Origin of the sequence: uncultured Nitratireductor sp., from assembly GCF_913053745.1 — a bacterium.
GTDB lineage: Bacteria > Pseudomonadota > Alphaproteobacteria > Rhizobiales > Rhizobiaceae > Nitratireductor.
Genome location: NZ_CAJXGF010000005.1, coordinates 25,523 through 47,402, shown reverse-complemented (window position 1 = coordinate 47,402; position 21,880 = coordinate 25,523). Strand labels below are relative to the sequence as shown.

Annotated in this window: 24 protein-coding genes; 17 read left to right on the top strand and 7 right to left on the bottom strand. The window is 60.1% G+C overall.

Annotation, left to right across the window (positions count from 1 at the left end; all coding sequences use genetic code 11):
- The first annotated feature begins 161 nt into the window (after window positions 1-161).
- The 8 genes from QZ638_RS01915 (at window position 162) to QZ638_RS01880 (ending at window position 6,905) form a co-directional block, all read left to right on the top strand.
- Window positions 162-2,507, top strand: a complete 2,346-nt coding sequence (locus QZ638_RS01915; protein ID WP_295806191.1) for a putative monovalent cation/H+ antiporter subunit A — start codon at window positions 162-164, stop codon at window positions 2,505-2,507.
- A 1-nt stretch (window position 2,508) separates the two neighbouring features.
- Window positions 2,509-2,928: a Na+/H+ antiporter subunit B gene (locus tag QZ638_RS01910; protein WP_295806189.1), complete on the top strand. Its 420-nt coding sequence runs from the start codon at window positions 2,509-2,511 to the stop codon at window positions 2,926-2,928.
- Window positions 2,928-3,305, top strand: coding sequence for a Na+/H+ antiporter subunit C (locus tag QZ638_RS01905; RefSeq protein WP_295806188.1), 378 nt, complete (start codon window positions 2,928-2,930; stop codon window positions 3,303-3,305). The genes QZ638_RS01910 and QZ638_RS01905 overlap by 1 nt, the downstream gene beginning before the upstream one ends.
- 7 nt (window positions 3,306-3,312) lie before the next feature.
- The gene (locus QZ638_RS01900) at window positions 3,313-4,872 is read left to right on the top strand and encodes a Na+/H+ antiporter subunit D (protein WP_295806186.1); all 1,560 of its coding nucleotides are present in this window, start codon (window positions 3,313-3,315) and stop codon (window positions 4,870-4,872) included.
- Window positions 4,869-5,342, top strand: coding sequence for a Na+/H+ antiporter subunit E (locus QZ638_RS01895; RefSeq protein WP_295806183.1), 474 nt, complete (start codon window positions 4,869-4,871; stop codon window positions 5,340-5,342). Before QZ638_RS01900 ends, QZ638_RS01895 begins: the two co-directional genes overlap by 4 nt.
- Window positions 5,339-5,674, top strand: a complete 336-nt coding sequence (locus QZ638_RS01890) for a cation:proton antiporter (RefSeq protein ID WP_295806180.1) — start codon at window positions 5,339-5,341, stop codon at window positions 5,672-5,674. Before QZ638_RS01895 ends, QZ638_RS01890 begins: the two co-directional genes overlap by 4 nt.
- A complete protein-coding gene (gene mnhG, locus QZ638_RS01885) occupies window positions 5,671-6,051 on the top strand; it encodes a monovalent cation/H(+) antiporter subunit G (RefSeq protein WP_295806178.1) in 381 nt (126 codons plus the stop codon). The genes QZ638_RS01890 and mnhG overlap by 4 nt, the downstream gene beginning before the upstream one ends.
- Before the next feature lie 434 nt (window positions 6,052-6,485).
- Window positions 6,486-6,905, top strand: coding sequence for a MucR family transcriptional regulator (locus QZ638_RS01880; RefSeq protein ID WP_295806177.1), 420 nt, complete (start codon window positions 6,486-6,488; stop codon window positions 6,903-6,905).
- Between the two features lie 102 nt (window positions 6,906-7,007).
- Here the strand turns inward: QZ638_RS01880 and QZ638_RS01875 are convergent, their stop codons facing one another.
- The gene (locus QZ638_RS01875) at window positions 7,008-7,328 is read right to left on the bottom strand and encodes a cytoplasmic protein (protein WP_295806175.1); all 321 of its coding nucleotides are present in this window, start codon (window positions 7,326-7,328) and stop codon (window positions 7,008-7,010) included.
- A gap of 210 nt (window positions 7,329-7,538) precedes the next feature.
- Here QZ638_RS01875 and QZ638_RS01870 point away from each other — a divergent pair, with 210 nt between their 5' ends.
- Together QZ638_RS01870 and QZ638_RS01865 are read left to right on the top strand one after the other, a co-directional pair.
- Complete coding sequence (locus tag QZ638_RS01870; protein WP_295806173.1) at window positions 7,539-7,964, top strand: helix-turn-helix domain-containing protein; 426 nt, start codon at window positions 7,539-7,541, stop codon at window positions 7,962-7,964.
- Between the two features lies 1 nt (window position 7,965).
- Window positions 7,966-8,790 (top strand): DUF6456 domain-containing protein, encoded by an 825-nt coding sequence (locus QZ638_RS01865; protein ID WP_295806171.1) that lies wholly within the window; start codon window positions 7,966-7,968, stop codon window positions 8,788-8,790.
- 47 nt (window positions 8,791-8,837) lie between these two features.
- Here the strand turns inward: QZ638_RS01865 and QZ638_RS01860 are convergent, their stop codons facing one another.
- On the bottom strand, window positions 8,838-9,266 hold the full coding sequence (locus tag QZ638_RS01860) for a SufE family protein (RefSeq protein ID WP_295806169.1): 429 nt from the start codon (window positions 9,264-9,266) through the stop codon (window positions 8,838-8,840).
- Window positions 9,267-9,338: 72 nt separating this feature from the next.
- Window positions 9,339-9,695, bottom strand: a complete 357-nt coding sequence (locus QZ638_RS01855; protein WP_295806168.1) for a DUF5330 domain-containing protein — start codon at window positions 9,693-9,695, stop codon at window positions 9,339-9,341.
- A 441-nt stretch (window positions 9,696-10,136) separates the two neighbouring features.
- Between QZ638_RS01855 and QZ638_RS01850 the strand changes: the two genes are divergently transcribed.
- The 3 genes from QZ638_RS01850 to QZ638_RS01840 are packed head-to-tail and all read left to right on the top strand — an operon-like array spanning window position 10,137 to window position 13,265.
- Window positions 10,137-11,924, top strand: a complete 1,788-nt coding sequence (locus tag QZ638_RS01850) for a PAS domain-containing sensor histidine kinase (protein WP_295806166.1) — start codon at window positions 10,137-10,139, stop codon at window positions 11,922-11,924.
- The gene (locus tag QZ638_RS01845) at window positions 11,899-12,861 is read left to right on the top strand and encodes a peptidoglycan-binding protein (RefSeq protein WP_295806164.1); all 963 of its coding nucleotides are present in this window, start codon (window positions 11,899-11,901) and stop codon (window positions 12,859-12,861) included. The genes QZ638_RS01850 and QZ638_RS01845 overlap by 26 nt, the downstream gene beginning before the upstream one ends.
- 56 nt (window positions 12,862-12,917) lie before the next feature.
- Entirely contained in the window at window positions 12,918-13,265 is a 348-nt protein-coding gene (locus QZ638_RS01840; protein ID WP_295806163.1) for a DUF1491 family protein, read from the top strand.
- On the opposite strand, the gene QZ638_RS01835 is transcribed toward QZ638_RS01840, so the two are convergent.
- The 4 genes from QZ638_RS01835 to QZ638_RS01820 all read right to left on the bottom strand — a co-directional run bounded on the left by QZ638_RS01835 (window position 13,241) and on the right by QZ638_RS01820 (window position 18,023).
- Window positions 13,241-13,882: a hypothetical protein gene (locus tag QZ638_RS01835; protein ID WP_295806161.1), complete on the bottom strand. Its 642-nt coding sequence runs from the start codon at window positions 13,880-13,882 to the stop codon at window positions 13,241-13,243. The genes QZ638_RS01840 and QZ638_RS01835 overlap by 25 nt on opposite strands.
- Before the next feature lie 788 nt (window positions 13,883-14,670).
- Complete coding sequence (locus tag QZ638_RS01830; RefSeq protein WP_295806159.1) at window positions 14,671-15,213, bottom strand: DUF1254 domain-containing protein; 543 nt, start codon at window positions 15,211-15,213, stop codon at window positions 14,671-14,673.
- Window positions 15,206-15,790: a DUF1214 domain-containing protein gene (locus QZ638_RS01825; RefSeq protein WP_295806157.1), complete on the bottom strand. Its 585-nt coding sequence runs from the start codon at window positions 15,788-15,790 to the stop codon at window positions 15,206-15,208. Before QZ638_RS01825 ends, QZ638_RS01830 begins: the two co-directional genes overlap by 8 nt.
- Before the next feature lie 85 nt (window positions 15,791-15,875).
- The gene (locus tag QZ638_RS01820; protein ID WP_295806154.1) at window positions 15,876-18,023 is read right to left on the bottom strand and encodes a transglycosylase domain-containing protein; all 2,148 of its coding nucleotides are present in this window, start codon (window positions 18,021-18,023) and stop codon (window positions 15,876-15,878) included.
- Window positions 18,024-18,352: 329 nt separating this feature from the next.
- On the opposite strand from QZ638_RS01820, the gene QZ638_RS01815 reads away from it, so the two are divergent.
- The 4 genes from QZ638_RS01815 to QZ638_RS01800 all read left to right on the top strand — a co-directional run bounded on the left by QZ638_RS01815 (window position 18,353) and on the right by QZ638_RS01800 (window position 21,875).
- Window positions 18,353-20,533 (top strand): glycoside hydrolase TIM-barrel-like domain-containing protein, encoded by a 2,181-nt coding sequence (locus QZ638_RS01815; protein ID WP_295806152.1) that lies wholly within the window; start codon window positions 18,353-18,355, stop codon window positions 20,531-20,533.
- Between the two features lie 27 nt (window positions 20,534-20,560).
- Window positions 20,561-20,767 carry a hypothetical protein gene (locus tag QZ638_RS01810; RefSeq protein ID WP_295806150.1) on the top strand — a complete coding sequence of 69 codons (207 nt, stop codon included), beginning with the start codon at window positions 20,561-20,563 and terminating at the stop codon, window positions 20,765-20,767.
- Window positions 20,768-20,878: 111 nt separating this feature from the next.
- Window positions 20,879-21,145, top strand: a complete 267-nt coding sequence (locus QZ638_RS01805) for a hypothetical protein (RefSeq protein ID WP_295806149.1) — start codon at window positions 20,879-20,881, stop codon at window positions 21,143-21,145.
- A 58-nt stretch (window positions 21,146-21,203) separates the two neighbouring features.
- On the top strand, window positions 21,204-21,875 hold the full coding sequence (locus QZ638_RS01800; RefSeq protein ID WP_295806147.1) for a response regulator transcription factor: 672 nt from the start codon (window positions 21,204-21,206) through the stop codon (window positions 21,873-21,875).
- Window positions 21,876-21,880 lie beyond the last annotated feature (5 nt).

The window sequence follows — 21,880 nt, the reverse complement described above, 5'->3', positions numbered from 1 at the left end:
TTGCGCCATGGGTGGTTTAAGTTGGCAATCTCTTGTGAATGGCGGCATTTCATCGCGCCCTGGGGACCGGTTTACGCCTTGTGATGCTCAGAACGAGTGTTTATGTGACCTTAAGTTTTCTAAAAAGTGTCTTGAAACACTGAGTTAATTGGGGAGAGTTCATGACGGCAGACGGCCAGTGGCTGACATTTCTCACTCTGTTGCTGCCGTTCGCAGCCGCCGCCATCGCGCCAGCCCTGACAAGAGCGCTGCATCACAATGCCGCCTGGGTGCTGGCCATCGCACCCGCTCTCATCTTTTTGCATTTTTCCGGCTTTGTCGGAGCGATCTCCGGCGGCGAGACGCTGGCGGGCGGTTATGCATGGATCCCCAGCCTTTCGGTCGATTTTTCCTGGTTTCTAGACGGTCTTTCCGTCACTTTCGCGTTGCTGATCACGGGCATCGGCACGTTGATCGTGCTTTATGCGGGCGGTTACCTGAAAGGGCACGAGCATCAGGGACGGTTTTTCTCGTTCATACTGATGTTTATGGGGTCCATGCTGGGTCTGGTGGTTGCCGATTCCTTCCTGACGCTTTTCGTTTTCTGGGAATTGACCTCCATCACCTCGTTTCTGCTGATCGGCTTCGATCATTCGCGCGAAGCCTCGCGGCGCGCGGCCTTGCAGGCTTTGGTGGTGACGGGACTTGGCGGGCTTTCTCTTCTGGCCGGCCTCTTGGTGATCTGGGGCGCGACGGATGCCACGTCCATGTCGGCGCTGCTCGCGAGCGAAGGTGCCTTGCGTGACGCACCGCTTTACATGGCAGCGCTGCTTTTGATACTCGGCGGTGCGTTCACGAAGTCGGCGCAGTTTCCGTTCCATTTCTGGCTTCCCAATGCGATGGAAGCGCCCACGCCGGTTTCAGCCTATCTGCACTCGGCCACGATGGTGAAGGCCGGCGTCTATCTTCTGATGCGCCTCAATCCGGTGCTTGGCGACACGGCAGCATGGGAAACGATCCTGCCCATTTTTGGCGGCGCGACGCTGATCGTCGGCACGCTTTTGGCAATGCGCCAGACCGATCTGAAGCTGATGCTGGCCTACACAACCGTGGCGTCGCTCGGTCTGCTGGTCATGCTGACGGGCGTCGGGTCGGAAAAGGCCGTCGAGGCGGCCGTGCTCTATCTGGTGGCACACTCCATGTTCAAGGGCGCGCTCTTCATGGTGGCGGGGCTGGTGGACCACGAATCCGGCACGCGCGACATCACGAAACTGGGCGGTCTGCGCAAAGCGATGCCGGTCACCTTTACGGCTGCCGTCCTGGCTGCGGCATCGATGGGCGGCGTTCCGTTGTTCTTCGGCTTCCTCGCCAAGGAAGAAATCTATGCGGGCCTCGGTTTCGCCACTGGCTGGACCACGCTCTTGACGCTTGTGGCGCTCGTCGGCAACGGCCTGATGTTCGCAATCGGCTTTGCCGTGGCGCTGAAGCCGTTTATCGGCGCAAAGGTCGAAACGCCCAAACATGCACATGAAGGACCGGTCCTGCTCTGGCTCGGGCCGCTCGTTCTGGGCGGGCTGGGGCTGATCGCGGCGCTGCTCTCGGGCGTAAGCCACGAGCTCGTCAGCAGCCCGATGTCGACCGCGGTTCTCGGCGAACCGGTTACGGTGACGATCTCGACCGTACCGCATATCGGCATGCCCCTGGCATTGTCGATGGTGACGGTGGCGCTCGGCGTTCTCGTGTTTGTCATGCTGGGGCAGGGGCGCGCGGCGATGGCCGGCGTGCTCAACGCGATCGGATGGGGGCCGGACAAGGGCTTCGACCAGGTGTTGCGGGGCCTGACACGTTTGTCCTTCCGCGTGACCAATCTCATTCAGAGCGGGCGCCTCGATTATTACATGACCGCGACCTTCATCGCGGTCGCTGCCGCCTTGCTGATTCCGATGGGCCTCTATGACGAATGGCCGGCGGCGCCAACGCTGCCGAGAATGCCTTTCTACGAGTGGACGGTGCTACTCATTGGCCTCATAGGGCTTGGAGCGGTCATCTACGCGCGCGATCGACTGACGGCGATCGTCTCGCTCGGCATTCAGGGATTTGCCGTGGCACTGATCTTCATGCTTCTGGGAGCGCCGGATCTCTCCTTCACCCAATTCATGGTGGAGACGCTTTCAGTGGTCATCCTGGCGCTGGTCATGACGCGCCTGCGGCTTTCGCCGACGGATCATCGCCCGACAGGCGAAAAGATCCTCGACGTGGCCGTTGCCGGAACGTGTGGCGCGGCACTCGGACTGATGCTTCTGCGCGTGACGCAGGTGCCTTTCAACACCGAGCTGAGCGACTTCTTCTCGCAATATTCGCGGGTCATCGCCCATGGCCGCAACATCGTGAACGTCATCCTCGTCGACTTCCGCGGGACAGATACGCTGGGCGAGATCGCCGTGGTGATGATCGCGGGTCTGGCGATTCTGGCGCTGGTGCGCATCCGTAGCGCCAAGCCGTTGACCGAAAACAAAGAGGAGGGTTGAGATGCGCACGCTCATCTTCCGCACCGTCGCGCCCTATCTCACGAGCCTGATGGTCCTGTTCTCAGTGTTCGTGCTGTTGCGTGGGCACAATGAACCGGGCGGCGGGTTCATCGGCGGGCTGATCGCCGCGTCAGCCTTCGCGATCTACGGCGTTGCCTGTGGCGTTTCGCCGGTGCGTCGATCACTCTATTTTCACCCGATGGCGATATCGGGTTTCGGCTTGCTCGTTGCGGCGATTTCCGGCTGGCTTTCCGTCGTCTTCAACGTTCCGTTCATGACGGGTCTGTGGATCAAGGTCAGCGTCCTCGGCGTTCCGGTGGACCTCTCTACGGTGCTGTTCTTCGATATCGGCGTTTACCTTGTCGTTCTCGGCTCGATCACGTCGGTTGCGCTCGCCCTGGAAGAAAGGGAGCATGGATAATGGAAGTCGCTCTCTCCTTCGTGGTCGGCGTGTTCTTCGCCGTTGCCATCTATCTCATGCTTTCGAAGCACATCATCCGCATTCTGCTGGGGGTCTCGATCTTCGGCAATGCGGTGAACCTTTCGATCTTCACGGCTGGCAGGCTGACACGGGAGGTGCCGCCGATCATCCCCGAAGCCCTGCAAACACCCGAAGTGGCAACGGCCAATCCACTGCCACAGGCGCTGGTGCTGACGGCGATCGTGATTTCGTTCTCGTTGTTTGCCTTCCTGCTGGTTCTGGCGTTCCGCGCCTACCAGGAATTGGGAACCGACGACACGGATGGAATGCGCGTCGCCGAACCCGAGGGTGAACCGATGCCCCCGCTTGGATACTGAGACACCGATGGCCGCTGAATCGATAGATATTTCCAACGCAATGGTGACCCAGCCAACGACGCTGGGCGACTGGATGCTGGTGGCGCCTGTCGGCGTGCCGATCCTGTTCGGCGCGATTCTGCTCATGGTTCGTCACGAAACCCGGCTGCATGCGAGTGTCGCGATTGCGGGCCTGCTTTTAACGCTCGGCGCAAATGCCGCGCTCCTTCTGCAGGTGCTGGCGGATGGACCTCAGGTCATGACCATGGGGCGCTGGCTGCCGCCCTTCGGCATATCCTTCACCGCGGACGTACTTGGCGCGTCGCTTTCCTTCGTCGCAATGCTGGTTGCCAGCGTTTGTGCACTCTATGCGATGAAAGACATCGGCACGACCGGCCGGCGCTACGGATTCTATCCGTTCGTGATGCTTTTGATGGCAGGTGTCGGCGGATCGTTTCTCACCGGCGATATCTTCAACCTCTATGTCTGGTTCGAGGTGTTTCTGATTTCGTCTTTCGGTCTCCTGATCCTCGGATCGACCGAACGCCAGCTCGACGGCGCGACCAAATATGCCATCCTGAATCTGGTGGGCACGACGTTGTTCCTGACGGCAACGGCGTATCTTTACGGCACGTTCGGAACGCTCAACATGGCCGATATCGCACGCAAGGCGGAGGCCATGCGCGAGACCGGCCCGCTGATGACGCTGGCTGTGCTTTATCTGCTCGCCTTCGGAATGAAAGCCGCCGCGTTCCCGGTGAATTTCTGGCTGCCGGCGTCCTACCACACGCCACGCATTGTCACGGCAGCACTGTTCGGCGGCGTTCTGACGAAGGTGGGCGTCTATGCGCTGCTGCGTGTCCTGGTGATGCTTTTCCCCGTCGAGCGGGCGGAGCTTTCCGGCGTCATCGCCTGGGTGGCCGCGGGCACAATGGTGCTCGGCATCATGGGAGCAATCGCGCAATCGGATATACGCCGGGTGTTGGGCTTCGTGGTGATCTCGGGCGTCGGCGTGATGCTTGCGGGTCTCGCATTGGGAACCGAAACCGGGCTGACCGGCACCATACTTTATGCCTTCCATTCGGTTCTTGCGATGACGGCTCTTTATCTCCTGGCCGGTGTCATGAAGGGATTGGGCGGAAGCTATTCGCTGCATGAACTCGGCGGACTTTACCGTTCCTATCCCGCTATGGGAGCGTTTGCGCTCGTCCTGATGCTCGCCGCCGCGGGATTGCCGCCCGCGTCCGGACTTTGGCCGAAGGTTCTGCTCGTCAGGGCTTCGCTGGAGGCGGGATGGCCATGGCTCTCCTTCGCGATCCTGCTGACCGGGCTGTTGACCACGATTGCGCTTGGCCGCGTTTATATTCTGGCGATCTGGCGCGACAGACAGGAGGTGGCTCCCGCCGGCGAAGCGGCGATCGGCAGGCCCGGTTTCGGCTATACCTCGCTGGTTCTGCTTTGCGTTCCGATCATCCTGCTCGGCGTCTATCCCGAACCGTTCATTCGCGTCGCGGCGGCGGCGGCGGGGGGGCTGCTGGATTCCTCCAGTTATATCGGTGCGGTTTTCCCCGTGGAGGCCGTTCAATGAGACTGTCCCTGATCAACATCATCCTGGCGCTGATCTGGACCGCGGTGAGCGGTTCGTTTTCACTGCCAAACTTCATCTTCGGTTTTCTCCTCGGGGCTGCCACGCTTTATCTGATCCGAGAGCAGGTCGGATCGCTGGGGTATTTCGCGCGCAGCCTGCGTGTCGTTTCCCTTGCGCTGCTGTTCCTTTACGAGTTGGCGCTTTCGGCCTGGCGGGTCGCGCTTCTCGTTCTGTCTCCGAAAATGGACCTGAAACCGGGCATTTTCGCCTATCCGCTCAAGGTCGACAGGGATTTCGAGATCACGCTTCTGGCAAATCTCATCACGCTGACGCCGGGGACCTTGTCCGTCGACGTTTCGGAGGATCGCCGCTTTCTCTACGTCCACGCCATCGATTGCTCGGATCCGGAGGCGTTGCGGCGCGATATCGCCGAGGGTTTTGAAAGAAAGATCATGGAGGCGTTTCGATGAGCGCCAGCGCTGAGTTTCTCGTTTTCGCCGAATTTATCGCCCTCGCATTGCTGAGCCTGTCGTTTCTGCTCACGGTCGTGCGCGTGGTCGTGGGACCGAGCTTGCCCGACCGGGTTTTGGCTCTCGATATGCTGGTGACGATCGCCATCGGTTTCATCGCCGTCATCGGCATCCGCACGGGGTTCACACTTTATCTCGACATTGCCATCGCTCTCGGACTCGTCGGTTTCCTGGCAACCGTTGCCTTTGCCCGCTTCGTGCTCAGCCGGCGCTACGAGCAGGAATTCGTGAAACGCGACACGCTGGGCATCTATGGGGATAAGGGCGAATGATGGGCGACGTTTACAACATCATCACCGCAGTGCTCATCGTTGTCGGCGCCGCATTCACGCTCGTCGCGGCAATCGGCATTCTGAGATTGCCGGACCTTTACACACGGATGCATGCCGCTTCCAAAGCCGGAACGCTTGGCTCCGGGCTCATGCTCGTGGCTCTGGCGATTTTCGCGCAGGATCAGGCGATTGTAACGCGGGCGCTGGCGGCGGTGGTTTTCTTCCTGCTGACGGCTCCGATATCGGCGCATCTTCTGGCAAAAGCCGCCTATGCCGCCGGCTATAAGCTCTGGGGGCGTTCGGTGCATGACGACATGGCCGAACTTGGCAATACGTTCTCGTCTACAAACGATTCTCAAAGAAACGAAGAAGATTAGAAGAAGTTCTTCTTCTCTATTCTTTTCATGGGCCGTGTTCGCCTCTCCTCCGGGGGAAGGCTCGCCGGCTAATGGGAAGCTTTGATTTTCCTGCGCTGGTATGCGTGTCCAACCATGCTTCATCACTCGATTGTTACGTCGTCGTCCCGAAAATTGATAAGGTTGGCTTAGAATAGCGGTGAGATTAAGATAAATTTGATCTGATTTTTGGAATTGAATTCAGTTTTTTGAGATGGAATAAACATCTCATGCTCAGGTTTTGACAGTATTGATTTAAAATTGTGAGTTGACCGGAAGGACGAAAAAAACGATATGATTGCTGCCTTGTCGGGAATCGCCAAAGAAATGCCTAAAGAATAAAGATTCCTGTAGAGACCTCATCAATGGCGACATGAGGTTCTGATTATAATTTTACGTTGGGGCAAGGTAACAAAATGAACGAAGATTCTTTAAAAAGCGACAACATGCTTATTGAGCTGACCGCGGATGTCGTTGCCGCTTACGTCAGCAACAATCCTGTTCCTGCATCCGAACTCTCCAATTTAATTGCAGACGTTCATGCAGCGCTTGGTCGTGTCAGCGGTACTCCGGAAACTCCACCTGCCGAAAAGCAGAAACCGGCTGTAAATCCGAAACGCTCGGTGCACGAAGACTACATTATCTGTCTGGAAGACGGAAAGAAGTTCAAATCTCTAAAGCGCCATCTGATGACGCATTATGGCATGACGCCGGAGCAATATCGGGAGAAGTGGGGACTCGACGCCAATTATCCGATGGTTGCGCCCAGCTATGCCGTGGCGCGTTCGAAGCTGGCCAAGCAGATGGGCTTAGGTCGCAAGCGCAAGGAGAAATAGGAGCCTGCGGCACTGCCAGCATGGTTCCTATAAACTGCAGGCGGCGCGTGGGGCGCCGCTTTTTTTATGTGCCCCTCGCGGCAAGGCAATAGTGCGGGCCGCCTATTGCCGTCTGTCATGGTTCAGGGACGGCGCGCGATTGTCCTGCGTGGGGTGTGAGGTAAGGCGCTTGAGTGCCTGGCTGAGCGCAATGTGCCGATTGAGGTCATAACTCCAGTGATTGCGGACACCCTTCAGACGTTCTCTCTCGATCAACCGTTTGAGGCGTCTGAGCATGCCGGCGCGCTCTGTTCCTGAACATTGCTCTGCTTTGTGCAGGTCCATGCCGCCGATCAGAAACAGCGCCGCCGTTTGTCGTGCGTCCTCGCGGCGCTGTCGCTTGGTTTCTAGGAATGTCAGGCTTTCCTGCTTCACCGCTGTCATGATCAACCCCTGTCGTTTTGAGCGATCACTATGCGAGCAGTCGGAGTGGCGGGGATAAACTGGCGCTAAAATTCACGCGAATGGATTATTTTTCCAGTTATTTCAAATGTTTGAGGCATATTGGAGAAAATACTTGTTCGCTATTTGTTCCCGTCGATGGCGCTGTGCGGTATAAGAATTTATTCCTCTTTTTGGGAAGGGATAAAGTCTGTGCATTCAAACGCTACCAAATCGCCGGAAGAAAGAGACAGGCAGAAGGTGACGCCGGAAGAACAAGCGTCCGTGGCGCTTCAACGCCGCTTGAGCCCGGTGACCGAAGAGCGGATCGGAGAGATCTGCGAATGCGTGCTCGATATTGTCGCCGCCCTGTTCAATGTAAGCGGCCGCGAGTTGCGCGAGACGCGGCGTTCTTCAACGAGCGTAACCCGTGTGCGGCAGATCGGCATGTATGCGGCGCACGTGGTCCTGGGTCTCAACATGACCGAGGTGGGGCGGGGGTTCGGGCGGGACCGCACGACGGTGCAGTATGCTTGTCACATCATCGAAGACATGCGCGACGATGAAGAGTTCGACCGCATCGTTCTGATGACGGAACGCGTTACCGCGGCCGCGTTCCGCAACATGGAGGTGCGCTGAGATGGCTGTTTTGAAGGACGATGTGCGCCTTGCACGTGAGCGGAAGCGTGCCATGCGGTTTCTGCAGAAGGGACCGGTCTGGCGCCAACCCGGTGCAAAACGGGACAGCGCGCTTCTGGACGGCGGTGAGCGGGGCACGATCTCGGTTTCGATTGCCGTGTTGAACGCGATGCACAAGGAGGACCTTCTTCGTGTCGAGGGAGAGCGGATCGCGCTTACCCCGGCCGGGGTGGCGTTCGCACGGCGGCTCGTTGCAAAGAGCGACCCCTTCCGCGATCAGCATTGGAATGTCGAAACCCGAATTCTCGGGCGGGGTCGCGAGCGGGAAGTCGTTTCGGCAACGCTCAGCGAATCTCCCCTGGCTCAACTGGCGCGCCGGCGAACACGCAATGGCGAATCTTTTCTCACCCAGGTGGAATTCGATGCGGGGGAAAGATTGCGGGCGGACTACACGCGCGGGCAGATCATGCCGCGCTTGAGTGCGAACTGGGTGGCAACCGTTTCTGCTGGAAAACGGGGTGCCGGGGCGGGGGGCGGCGTGGAACTGACGGACGCCGCGTTGGCGGCGCGCCAGCGCGTAGACAGCGCGCTCGACGAGGTCGGACCGGAACTGGCAGGCATTCTTGTGGATGTGTGCTGTTTCCTGAAGGGTTTCGAGCAGGTGGAAACGGAACGCGGCTGGCCTGTCCGGTCGGCCAAGGTGGTGCTGAAGACCGCGCTCGGAGCGCTTGGCCGGCATTACGAGCCTTCGTCCGATAAACGCGGTGACGCGCGAAGGCCTATCCTGCATTGGGGAACGCAGAACTATCGACCGAAAATCGTTTGAAGGTAAGGTGATCTTGCGGTCGGGTGTTTCGCCTGACCGCGGGATCATCAGCCCATGGCGGGGGCGACGGCGGTGGCCTCGCTCTTGATGCGCTGGATCATGGATCGCAGGCCGTTGGCGCGCTGCGGTGTGAGGTGATCGTCGAGGCCAAGCTTGCGCATCACGTCTTCGGCGTCGATGGCGAGGATTTCGCTGGCACGCTTGCCCGAAAAGAGCAGCATCATGATTGCGACCAGACCACGCACGATGTGGGCATCGGAATCGCCCTTGAAGGTGAGGATCGGGTCTTCACCTTTGCCGCGCTCAGTGTGAAGCCAAACCTGGCTGACACAGCCACGCACCCTGTGCGCTTCATCGCGTTCGGTTTCGGGGTAGGGCGACAGGCCGTTGCCGAGGTCGATAATGTAACGGTAACGCTCTTCCCAATCGTCCAGGAATGCGAAATCGTCGTAGATGGTGTCGATTGTGGTGCTCATTGAGCTGGATATAGTGGTTGTCCGGGCTTTCGTCACGGAAAAACCTTGCAGCCGACCTGTAAAGCCGGGGAACTATCGAACGGTCGCAGGCTCCGAAACGCTTCCAGTCGTCAGCGGCGCCTCGGCCGCGTTCGCGCTGGCTTCGGGCACGCCGTCCGCCGGCTCTTCCTCAAGCATCTCATAGGCTATGCGCGCGCTTTCGCGAGCACGGACGCCGATCGTTTGAAGCGCCGCGCGCCCGGTCTCGCAGACCTCCGGCTTGCGTTCGCAGATACCGACCATGTCGCTGACCGCCTCGCGCGCCGCCCCCAGTGCCTGAAGGGCGCCGACTTGCGGCGCATCGCCCTCATCTTCACCGCCGGTTCCGCCAATCGGCAACAACAGCAGTACCAGCGAAAGCCAAAAGATCGAGCGAATAAGAAAACCCATGACGTCCAGTCCCGTTTCCTGCCCCGAAGGGCGTGCCTGGCAAGCATCCTGGCATGATCGCGCCAAGGAGCTCTTGAGATTTTTCCTAAAATTGACGGCAAAATTTTTAAAAGTTCGGAAATATCCGCCTTTGAGGCAAACCCGACTCAAACCTTAAGGCCGTTGGTCACGTTTGGTTCATCATCTAACAAGTTGAGACGATTGTTCTTTCCGGTATGTGTCCATGAATTGAACGATTTTCAGCGTTCTCGCCTGGGTGCGAATTCTGTTCAGCGGGCGTTAACCATGACCGCATTCATCCGCGTTCAGGACGTCGATTTCTCGTGTTTTGCGCTTGCTATCCGCCCTTCGGCGCCTGCGCTTATCCTTTCCTTAAACGCTCGATGCGAGTCTCGTCAGGAACAAGAACCCGCCGAACGGACAAAGCAAGAGCGCGTCGAGTTGAGTTCACGAGTAGCTTCATATCAAGAATGGCCGGCAGCCCTTTCGGCCGCCTGCGAAAGGCTGATCCACCCCAGCGTCGAGCGAGGGGCGGAGCGTTCACGTCAGTTGCGACTGGCGGGTGTGCTTTTCACCGCACCGTTTTTGTTCGCGGGCGCGGTTGCGCTTCTTCTTGCCGGAACCATCGGCTTCGCGCAGACGCTGGCGCTCGCCAGTGCGGGATTTGCCGTTAGCTGGCTGACGGCCGCGGGCCTGCTTGCGGGCGGCCAGCGTGTGTTGATTGAGACGGTTGCGCTTGGCCTGGGCGTGGTCGCTGTCGGCGCTATCGTCGTGATTTCGGGAGGCACAGCTTCGCCCATGACGGTTATGGCCGGGGCCCTTGTGGCGGAAAGTCTTTGGGTCGCTCGCACACGGCGCGCGGCGTTCGCGGGTTGCATTGCCGGCGTTTCGGCCATCTCGCTGGCATTGGCGGCGGGAATTCCGGACATTGGACCGATAACGACAATGCCTCTGGCAGCGCATTGGCTGATACCTCTGATTTATGCCGCAACGCTTGGCCTGCGCTTCGGGGGCTGGCGCACCGAGCGGCACGATGCCGGCACGCCGTTGGAAGCCACTGGCATCGAGGGACGAATGAAGGCTCTGCTGCTGCGCCTCAACGGGGCAGGCGATGTGGTGGATGCGTCCCATCAGGCGGAAAGCGTTTTGAACGTGCGCTCCGACATTCTCCTTGGGAACGGTTTTTTCGAACGCATTCATGTGGGCGACCGCGTTGCCTATCTTTGCGCCGTTTCCCAGATGAACGAAGGCGCCGACGGGCGCGCGATCAGCATTCGCTTGCGCATGCCGGTGGAAAGCGACGAATTCCGGGCTCCCGGTTATCGCCAGTTCGGTATCGAACTTCTGAAGGGGGACGATGCGGGACAAATTATCGCCATCGTGCGCGATGAAGGCGATAAAGCGAAACTGGAATACAGCCTGATACGGGCACGCGACGAGGCTCGGGCGGCTAAGGTCGAAAGCAAGCGCATGCTGGCGGCAGTCAGCCATGAGCTGAGAACGCCGCTCAATGCCATTCTCGGCTTTTCGGACACGCTTCAGACCGAAATCTTCGGGCGTTTTTCCAATGACAGGCAGCGCGAATATGTGCGGCTCATTCACGAGGCCGGCGACCACCTTCTCTCGGTGGTGAATTCCACGTTGGAGATTTCCAAACTGGAAGCGGGCACCTATACGCTTCACCCGGAGGCGTTCAACTTCGCAGAGGCTGTGCATGCAAGCGTGGCCTTTGCCCAAGCGGACGCGACCGCGCGGTCCATCGAGGTCGATATCGCCGTTGCCGACAATGTTGGTGTGGTCTATTGCGACCGGCGTGCCGTTCAGCAGATGTTGATCAACCTCTTGTCGAACGCGGTGAAGTTCTCGCATGCCAATGGTCGGGTCCGTGTGGTGGCCACGCGGTCCGGCAATCGCCTGGACTTCAGTGTCGCCGATGACGGCGTGGGCATTGCTGCCGACGATCTCGAGCGCATCGGCGAACCGTTCGCCCAGGTGCGCAACGAGGAAACGCGGCACGTGGAGGGAACCGGTCTCGGTCTTGCGCTGGTGAAAGGACTCGTGGCTCTGCAAGGCGGTGGTATGACGATCGACAGCGCGCCGGGCGAGGGCACGCGTGTGAGCATTTCGTTGCCGGTTGGCGTCGGCGCGGAAAAGGATCAGGAACACCGGGATGGCAAGCCGGTGATTGACGATGAGTGGAGTGATGAAGAATACCGCAAGACGGCCTGAACCGGACGTCACCTTTGGGACACTGCTGCGCGCCGGGCTCGCCGGGATCGGCATGACCATCGTTCGCAATCCGGTGGCGGTCGGTGGCGCGACGGCCTTTGCCGTCGCGTTTTCCTTCGTTTCGGCAAATGCACTCTGGTATCAACCGCATTTCCACTCGAGCGCGCTGATCTCCACGCGCACGCCCGCTTTCACCGAAACGCCGAGCAGCCCGACGCCGGATGAGCGCCCGGAAAGGGTCGAACAGGTCCCACGTCAGGCACCTCGCCATGTGGCCCCGGATCGGGACACGACGGGTGCGATCCCGGTAGAACGTCCCGACGCCGTGACCGGTGGCGATCCAACCATACGCCAGGTTCAGACGGTGCTACGGGAGCTGGGGCTTTACCGCGGCACGATTGACGGCCTCCAGGGGCCGGCGACGCGGACGGCGATCGGCAATTATCGCCGCATCGTGGATCTGGATCCGACACCGACGGTCGATCAGGCATTGTTGCGCCAGCTTGGCTTGTCGGCCGGGTTGCCCGCTGAGAGTGTGTCATCCGCGTCCCAAGCGCCGACGGATTCTGAAACGCTGTCCGTGCCGCGTGTGGCTCCGACGCCGACACCGCGACCGAGCTACGAGCGGGGCATGGAAACCCGCGCCGCCCCCGAAGAACGGTCCAGGCAGGCCGAGATGCCGGTTCCCTCCGCCGAGGTGCCGAAACCGGCCGTTCAGACCGCTGCACTCGAGATGACCGAAGCCGACCCGACCATCATGCGGGTGCAGGCCGGGGTGAAAGCTTTTGGCAATGACGGAATCGAAGTGGATGGCGTACTCGGACAGGATACGCAGTCTGCAATCCGCGAGTTCCAGAGCCTTTTCGGTCTGCCGGTCAGCGGGCGGCCGGATGAGGCGTTCCTTGCCAAGATGCGCGAAGTCGGCCTGACCAACTGACGTAAAACGGAAATTCCTGGCGGGTTCTGTCCGGTTTCAGCGAGGAGGCGTCGCGCATGCGTCTGACCAGCGATTTCTGGGTTTCGGCCCTGACAAAGCGGCTCTTTGCAGAGGGCGGCTTTGCCAGCGTGTTGCAAAAAGGCGCACGCGAGGCCGGAACCATCTTCATTCTGCTTCGCAACCGCTTTGGCCAGCAGGCACTCTATGGTCCCGCCGCACAGGCGGTGTATGACGAAGCTCGCCCCAACGAACGTCGTTTTACATTGATCGCTGAGGGCGATGACGTGGTTATCGACAAGCGGCTCGAGCGTGAGCGCCGCTTCGACCCGGATTTCTGGCTGGTCGAGATCGAGGTGACGAACCTCGACGAGGCGGAGCGCTATTTCGAGATCGCGGCCGGCTGATCGGCTCGGCCGGGAATGCTGACGCCCGTGCGCCAATCCCGCAGTTTCTGGTGTGCGGAGGCCGGTGCGAGGGAACGGTAGCGCTCCAGGAAGAAGCCGATGGCGCTGCGTTGAACAAAGAGACCGGGAAACACAATGGCGGTCAAAAGAAAAGCGGCTGCATCGTCGAAGGCCAGCGCTTTCAACGCGACGATGAGTTCGCCATAGGTGGGGAATTCCGTGATTTCGCGTGCGGCTTCGACCGGAATGCCCAGAACCGATGACAGCGCCCGTTCGAGCGCACCGGGCTCGCTGGAAAAGGCCGCGGCGCGAAGCGTGGCGGCGGCCTTTTCGGCCCCCGGTAGCGCGGGGTTTTCGACCTGTCGAACATGTGAGGACTGCGAATTGGCTGCGCGCATGATCAAGCGCAAACGGTTGCGTACGTCCGCTTCAACGGGGTTTTCGACGGGGGTGGCGCCAGATGCCGACATATCTGTCTGAGCCGACAACGCCCTGATCAGAGCGGCGATGGCGGGATGCAGTTCCGTCCGACGACCGATAACGCGGGCATGAGCGCTGCCGTGCCGGGCGATCAGGTCGATCAGATCGACATCCGATAGCGCCGGGGAACGTATCAAAAGGGGAGCGGAAACCTCCGCCGGTTCATTCACCAGTTGTTGGAGAAGTCCCTGTGGAGGGGAGTTGCATTCAGACAAAACGGCGGCGGCGTAACGGCGCGTTTCCGCCGGAATAAGGGGGTAGAGGGGGAGCGCAAGATCATCGAGCTGGGCGATCTCGCGTCGTGTTGGACGTGTCAGGGATGCGAATGCGGATATCGCGGCGCGAAACAGCCGCTCGGGTCTTTGCGCTTCCCCGCCAGAAGCCAGTTGCCTGAATACAGCGGACGACACGCAGATCAAAACCTCCAAAACGCGACCGGTTACAAACGCCATCGGCGCAGCTTGCTGCAAGCCGATGTGTGAAGAGAATTACACCAATTCCCTTAGCAAGCTGTTAACCGATTTCTTTAGAATTCCATTCAGACTCTCGAGTGATGAGTAACGAAACGTTAACCATGTGATGCCTTACTGGGCGAAGGAGGCGTTGCGTACCACTCCGTCACAAAAAGGGACGCGATGTCATGGCGACGATATTAAGGTTTGCACCGGCTGCAAAAAGACCTTCATCCGGTCCGGCGAAGCGGCGTTCGACCGAGGCCTCGATCATCATCTTTCCTGGCGTGCGTTATGAAAAACGGCAGGAGAGCGACCTCGACGACGGTGGGGATAATCGTCCCCATGATGTTCGACGGCGTTCGACGAAAGGTTAAGCTCATCCCGAGCCAATCCTCATGACATCGCCCTGACCCAATGTCTCGACATCTTGTCGGTTCAAGGCGAGGCGAAGCGCCGGCGACCAAGCCGCTTCAAAGGGGTTCACACCGCAAGTTTTCGAAGAAGCTGTCCACGACGGCCTGCCAACTGCTGTCCGGAACGAAAACGCGGACCACGACCGTGCCCTCGCCGAGTTCCGTCTGCGCGATCAGCGAGGTCGCCAGCGTCTCAGGCACTCCCTTGCGCAATTCCAGCAACTGAGCGGCGTTGACGATCAACGCGTCCAATCCGCGTTCGGTGGCGCTGCGGTCATTCACATTGAACACGTTGAATCCATCGCGATCGTAGACGGAGAAAGACCAGAAGGGCACCGTATCGCCCGAGGCGATACGGGTCATGCCGTTCTCAAGGTCGAAGCGGCATGCGGCCGCGTCGAAAAAGGGGTTCTGCCGTTCGGCGAGAAGCGGATCGGCGTTGTCCTCGCCGAGGCGCACAAATTCGTTGAGTCCACTTTCGTTGGCCATGGCCGACCAGACATCCCGTTCGGAATAGGTCGGGAGCAGGAACAGAATCGCGATGTGAATGGCCGCCGCGCCGAAAAGGCCGAGCAATATCATATGCAAGAGCCTAAGCATCGCATCCCGTCCGTGTGATGGTGGGCATATCCGTTTCGCCCACGCGTGCGCCAGTGGATATGGGCGTGTCTACCAGAGTGAGAACGAGGCGCATCGGCCCGCTTCCCTCAATGGCCAGCCAATTCTCGGCATGCGGATGCGGGGCTACGAAAACGCTCAGTGGCCGACCATGCCGCCAAAGCAAACTCTGCGAATGAAGGGACGAGGTAAAGCGGGCGGGTGCGGGCAGGATCTGACGGTTCGGGTCGGTGGCATGCAAGGTGAAGAAGCGGGCAGGGGGGAGGTCGCCTTCAAGCCGATAGCTGCACTCACGCAAAAGGGGGCGACCCGCACTGTCGGAGGCCGCGACGAGAACGATGCCTTCCGCCTGACCGAGAGTGAGCAGGCCGAGGCGCGCACTTCTGGCCCGCGAATACGGATCGGCATCGTGTGTGCCTTGCTTCGGAAAGGTAACCCAGGGGCCGATCTCGACGGAACCGACGGTTCGCGTCGATTCAAGTGCGAGCCACGCACTGCCCGCGCCACCGCCGAGCGCGATGAGCAACACGAAAGCAACAAAGAAGACGGTTTTCAGCATGCGTATTCCGGCAAGCCACGGACACTCCCCGATAGCCCAGCTTGAACCGCAGGTTCAAGCATTTTTAGGCCTGCTCCGCGGGGCATTACAGGGCGGACAGGGTTTCGTGAGAGGCGGGTTTGCGCAGACGCGGCGCCGTTTCGAAATCCTCGGCCAGTTCCTTGAGAAAAAGCGAAGTTCGCGCGGTAAGCGCTAGTGGGAGGGCCTCGCTGCTCCGACCGGCAACCGCACCATCCTCGCTGACCGTTTCGTCCTCTTCGGTCTCGATGCGCATCGGCCCCTCGATGCCCGGCAGTGGCTTCAGTTCGGCATTCTGATGGGCATAGGCCATCAGGCGTTGCCAGACCATGGCGGGCAATGAGCCGCCGGTCATGCGACGGGTGGCATGAAAATCATCATTGCCGAGCCAGACCGACGCGACATAATTGCCGGTGTAGCCGACATACCAGCCGTCGCGATAAGACTGGGTGGTGCCGGTCTTGCCCGCGGACCGGGTCATCGGCAGCGCCGCACGGCGGCCGGTTCCCTCTTCGGGGACGAGAATGAGCATCCGGTTCATCGAGGCGGCGGCCTGCTCAGACAGAACCCGGCGCGGCGACGGAGCGTCGCGGCCATGGTCGTAGATCAAATTGCCCGCGTGCGTCATCATCTGGACAACGCCGAAACGTGTGTCGGCGTAGCCGCCATTTGCGAAGACGGAATAGCCGGTCGCCTGATCGAGCGCGGTCATGCCGGATGTGCCCAGAACCATGGTCTTGTGGCCATTGAGCGGCGATTCGATGCCAAACGACTTGATCAGGGAGATGATGGGGGCGACGCCCAAATGGTCTCGCGCCAGCCGCACGGGAACAGTGTTGTAGGATTTGATCAATGCGCGCGTCAGCGTGACGCGGCCGGCATAGCTGCGGCCGTAATTGCGCGGCGACCAGCTGCCCCAGGACACCGGGCCGTCGGAAATAACCGAATCGGGCCCGAAGCCGTTTTCCATCGCCACCGCGTAGACATAGGGCTTGAAGGAGGAGCCTGTCTGGCGTTCGGCCTTGGTGGCGCGGTTGAATTGACTGGTGCCGTAGTCGCGGCCGCCGACAATGGCGCGCACCGCGCCGTCGGTGTCCATCAGCACGATGGCCCCTTCGGAGACATCGTAATCCTTGCCATACTGACGCAAGTGAAATTCGAGCGATTCCTCTGCAGCCTTCTGCAGGTTCGGATCGAGCGTTGTGCGTGCGACGAGCGAATGGGTGGCTCCGGGTGGAACGACGCGCTTCACCTCCTCAAAGGCCCAATCCATGAAATAATCGGGCGTGTCGGTCCCCTCGCGATCCACTGCGGTGGCCGGATGCAGGCGCGCCGAGAGGATTTGTCCTTCGCTCATGAACTCGGCCTGCACCATGTTGGTGAGAACCTCGTTGGCCCGCGCACGCGCGGCCGGCAGGTTTACATGCGGAGCGTAGCGGGCAGGGGCCTTGAACAGACCGGCGATCATCGCCGCCTCGGCAAGGTTCAAATCCTTGACTGTCTTGTCGAAATAGAAATCGGCCGCCGCCGAGATGCCGAATGTGCCGCCGCCGAGATAAGAACGATCGAGATAGTATTGCAGGATTTCCGACTTCGACAGGTTCGTCTCGAGCCAGATCGACAGGAAGGCTTCCTTGATCTTGCGCTCGAGCGTTCTTTCGTTGGACAGAAAGAGATTCTTGGCGAGCTGCTGGGTGAGGGTCGAGCCACCCTGGACAACCGAATTGGCACGGACGTTCTCGGTCAGCGCGCGGGCGAGCCCGAGAAGGTCAATGCCGAAATGATCGAAAAACCGCCGATCCTCGGTGGCCAGAACCGCCTTGATGACGTGGTCGGGAATTTCGTCGACGGGTACGGAATCGCGCTGGATGATTCCGCGCTGGCCGATTTCATTGCCGTAGCGGTCGAGAAATGTGACTGCGTAATCGTCCTGCGCCCGCCAGTCGCCCGCTGTTTCCTCGAATGCGGGGATGGCCAGCGCGAGCATGACCACGGACCCGGCCGCGGTCAGGGTGACACCTTCACTGAAAACTTCCACCGCCGCGCGCCTGACGCCATAAACGCGAAAACGACGGAAGAAGATCGTCACGCTTTCCCATAATTCGGCGAGCTTGAAGCCCGCTTCATAAAGCGTGGAATCGATCCAGGCATCGAACGCCAGAAATCTGGTCGCACGTGGCGCCTTGGTCTGCCGTTTTTCGCGCGGCTTTTTCACCCAAACTCCCGTCCGGCCATTCACGGCCAACCCAATCAGATCCGCTCTACGGAGCTGCCTGCCGAATACGACCCCACATCGCTCACCGGCATATAATCGCTATTCTAGCGGATTGTTCTGTGAGTTTCTTCGCATTTCGGTGTTTTCCGCAAGGGAAAACGAACGGGATGGCTAACGCACAAGCGGCATATAGGGAAATATAGGAAAAAATTCTTGACAGCGTGACGGTCGCTTGATAGGGTTCAGGCATGGTCGCAAAGTTGCGGCGTTTCGAGGCGGGTCCTTTGACGAGGGCGCGCCTTTTCTGTTTCCGGACATGGATGGGATATATGGGCAGGACGGTTTCGACCGATCTGATGGCGGTGCGCGCGCTGCGTGAGGGGGCGCGGGCTTCGTTCGAATTGTTGGCGCTCGCCAGCGGGCGCTCGGAGCGGCTTTTGCGCAAGCGGGCGCAGATCGAGGGGTGGGAAACGCCGGACGATGCACAACCTCATGCGGACGGTGATCGGTCGGGCGTTCTGACGGGACTGATTTTCACCGAACTCGGTTGCCCCGCCGTCGACAAGGGATCGAACCAGCCGAATGTATTCCCGGATGCGAAGTCCTCCGAAAACGCATTGCCGTATTTCTCCAACGGTGGGCGCTCCGACCTGGCACAGCACCGGCTGCTGGAGGCGCATTACGCTTATTGGGAGGATGACGGCGCGCACAATCCGATTTCGCCGATCTATCACGGGCCAATGGTCGACCCGGATATGTTTTCTGTCTGGGCCTGGGACGCGCGGCCGTTTCCAGCATTTCCCAATCGCGGCGATGTTTGGGGTGACAGCGAAAACTGGTCATGCGGGCATTGGCTGAACGGGCGTGCCGGCACCCTGACGGCTGGAGATCTGATCAATGCCATTCTTCGCGATCACGGACTCGATGCCGGGGAGACAGTGCAGGCAGACGGTGCGGTCACCGGTTATGTAATTGCCAGCCCAACGACCGCGCGTGCCGCTCTGGAACCGATAACGGATCTGTTCGGCATCGGCGTGCACGAAAGAACGGGCCGCCTGACATTTCAATCTCTCGGAGCGGCCTTGAGAGATGCGCAGACGGTCGACGATCTGGTGATTGAAGCCAATGGGGCGATCCTCGAGCGGGCACGCGATCCGGATCACACCCTGCCCGCCGAAGTGCATTTGGATTATCGCGACGAGATGCGCGATCATCAATCCTCGACCACGCTCGCGGTTCACCTCGGCGCAAAGGGGCGACGCAAGCAGTTCTTGAGTTTCCCGGGCGTTTTGGCGGCGCCGGAGGCCGAAATCCAGGCAAAGAATTGGTTGCTGCGCCATTGGGCCGCGCGGGAGGAGGCGCGTTTTTCCTTGCCGCCGACCGCCCGTCACGTATGTCCCGGCACGATTCTGCATTTGCCGGGGGCTTCCGGGCGAGCCCGTTATCTCGTCACCGAGATCGAGGACGGCGTCTTCCGGAGCGTAAGAGCGCGCCGTGTGCGTGCCGGTCCGGCACCGCGTGCACGTCCGGATCCCATGCCGCCCACCGAGGGAAACGAGCAGGGTGAAAGCGCTGCGTTTGCTTTGATGTTGGATTTGCCCTGGCAGCCGGGGGCGCAGTCCGCCGAGGAGCAGTTTCGTATTGCCGTGCACGCCGAACCCTGGAGCCGTCATGTGGTTCTCGCTTCGCCCGAAGCGAGCGGCTTCGAAATGCGAAACACGATCGCGCGACGCGCGACCATGGGGTTTTTGCGCGAGAAGCTTCATCCCGGAGTTGTCGGGCGGGTGGACAAAAGCAAGCGCATAACGGTGGAGCTTCTGTCCGGCGCCTTGGAAAGCGTCTCGCCAGTACGGCTCTTCAACGGCGCAAATGCCGCCGCAATCTTCAGCCACGCCCGGAGCTGGGAGGTTGTGCAATTTACCTCCGCTGAAGAGATCGCGCCATCGGTTTGGCGTCTTGCCGGGCTCTTGCGCGGGCAACTTGGCACCGAGGATGCAATGTTTGCCGGCGCACCGGAAGGTGCCGGATTCGTGTTGCTCGATCAGGCGGTACAACCGGCCGGGCTTTACGCAGCGGAGATCGGTTTGGAGCGGAATTGGCGCACCGGTCCCGCAGGCGAGGATTTCGGAAGCGGGCGCTTCTTCGAGATGCAAGCATCCGGTGGATCGAGGGCGTTGTTGCCGCTTTCACCGGTGCATCTAAGAGCGCGCATGGGCCTCACCGGCGCGGTGTTTCTTTCATGGGTGCGGCGTGGGCGGATCGAGGCCGATTCCTGGTTGGGAAGCGAAATACCGCTCGGGGAGGCATCCGAACGCTATCGCGTCGATGTTTCCGGCGATGACGGGTCGGTGGTGCGCAGCGTTGTGTGCGAGGCCGCCGGCTGGACCTACGCAGCGGACCAGAGGGCGATCGATTTCCCAACAATGCCCTCAGAGATTCATTTCACCGTACGACAGATGAGCGAACGAGCGGGGCCGGGAAACCCCGGAACGGTCTCGGTCCCCGTTTGAGCTCAATTTCAGAAGAGAGGAAGAACGATGAACGAAACCAAACCCTGGTATCTTTCCCGCACCATCTGGGCCTCGATGGTGACGATCGCGGCGACCGCGGCGAGCATGATGGGCTATCCGTTGGGAGATATCGACAGTGCCGCTGTTTCGGAAGGTCTTTTGCAGGCCATCACCGCCATATCCGGACTGATCGCCATTTTCGGCAGGGTCAACGCCCGGAGCCGGATCCAATAGATATCCAGGCGAAGGCGCGGCGGCTGAACCGCGCCTTCGCTGACCAAGAGCGCGATAAAATAAAGCAACCGTTCATTTCCTATTCAGCCTCGATAAGGTACATCGGTTTCCATGTTCTGGCATCGCACAAACAAACCCGGCTTTCTCGTCGCCATGGCCCTTCTACCGGCGCTGGTCTGGCCCGGCATTTCGGTGGCCCAATCGGGTGTCGATTGCTATTCCGTCGGTTCGCGTGTCGCGGCTCAAAACGGTGGAACGCTGGTTCAGGCGACGGCGGAGTCACGAGGGGGGCAAACCGTTTGCCGGGTGGTCGTGGTGATCCCTGGCGGCAGCGGTGAACGGCCGAAACGCGCCGAATTCGTGGTGCCGGCAAAGTGATGCGGCGTATTGGCGAACGGCGAAGCGGCGATATGAAACGAAGCAGGTCGAGGGGCTGATGCGCATTCTCGTTGTCGAAGATGACAAGGATCTGAACCGGCAGATATGCGAAGCACTTACAGATGCCGGCTACGTGGTGGACAAGGCATTCGACGGCGAAGAAGGGCACTTCCTGGGTGACACCGAACCCTATGACGCCGTCGTTCTCGATATCGGCCTCCCGCAAATGGATGGCATCAGTGTGGTTGAACGCTGGCGGCAGGACGACCGCAAGATGCCCGTTCTCATCCTGACGGCGCGCGACCGCTGGAGCGACAAGGTGGCGGGGATCGACGCAGGCGCCGACGACTATGTGACCAAGCCGTTTCACATCGAAGAAGTGCTCGCACGGATGCGTGCGCTCATCCGGCGGGCCGCCGGCCACGCTTCCACGGAACTGCGTTGCGGGTCGGTGCGCCTCGACACCAAAGCTTCCAAGGCCGATGTAAACGGCATTCCGCTGAAGTTGACGTCGCATGAGTATCGCTTGCTTGCCTATCTCATGCATCACAAGGATACGGTGGTTTCGCGAACAGAATTGGTCGAACATCTTTACGATCAGGATTTTGACAGAGATTCCAACACGATAGAAGTGTTCGTCGGACGCTTGCGCAAGAAGCTTGGAGATGTGGATCTGATCGAGACGGTCCGCGGCATGGGCTACCGTCTGCGCGAGCCGGAGGCGGGTTAGGCCGG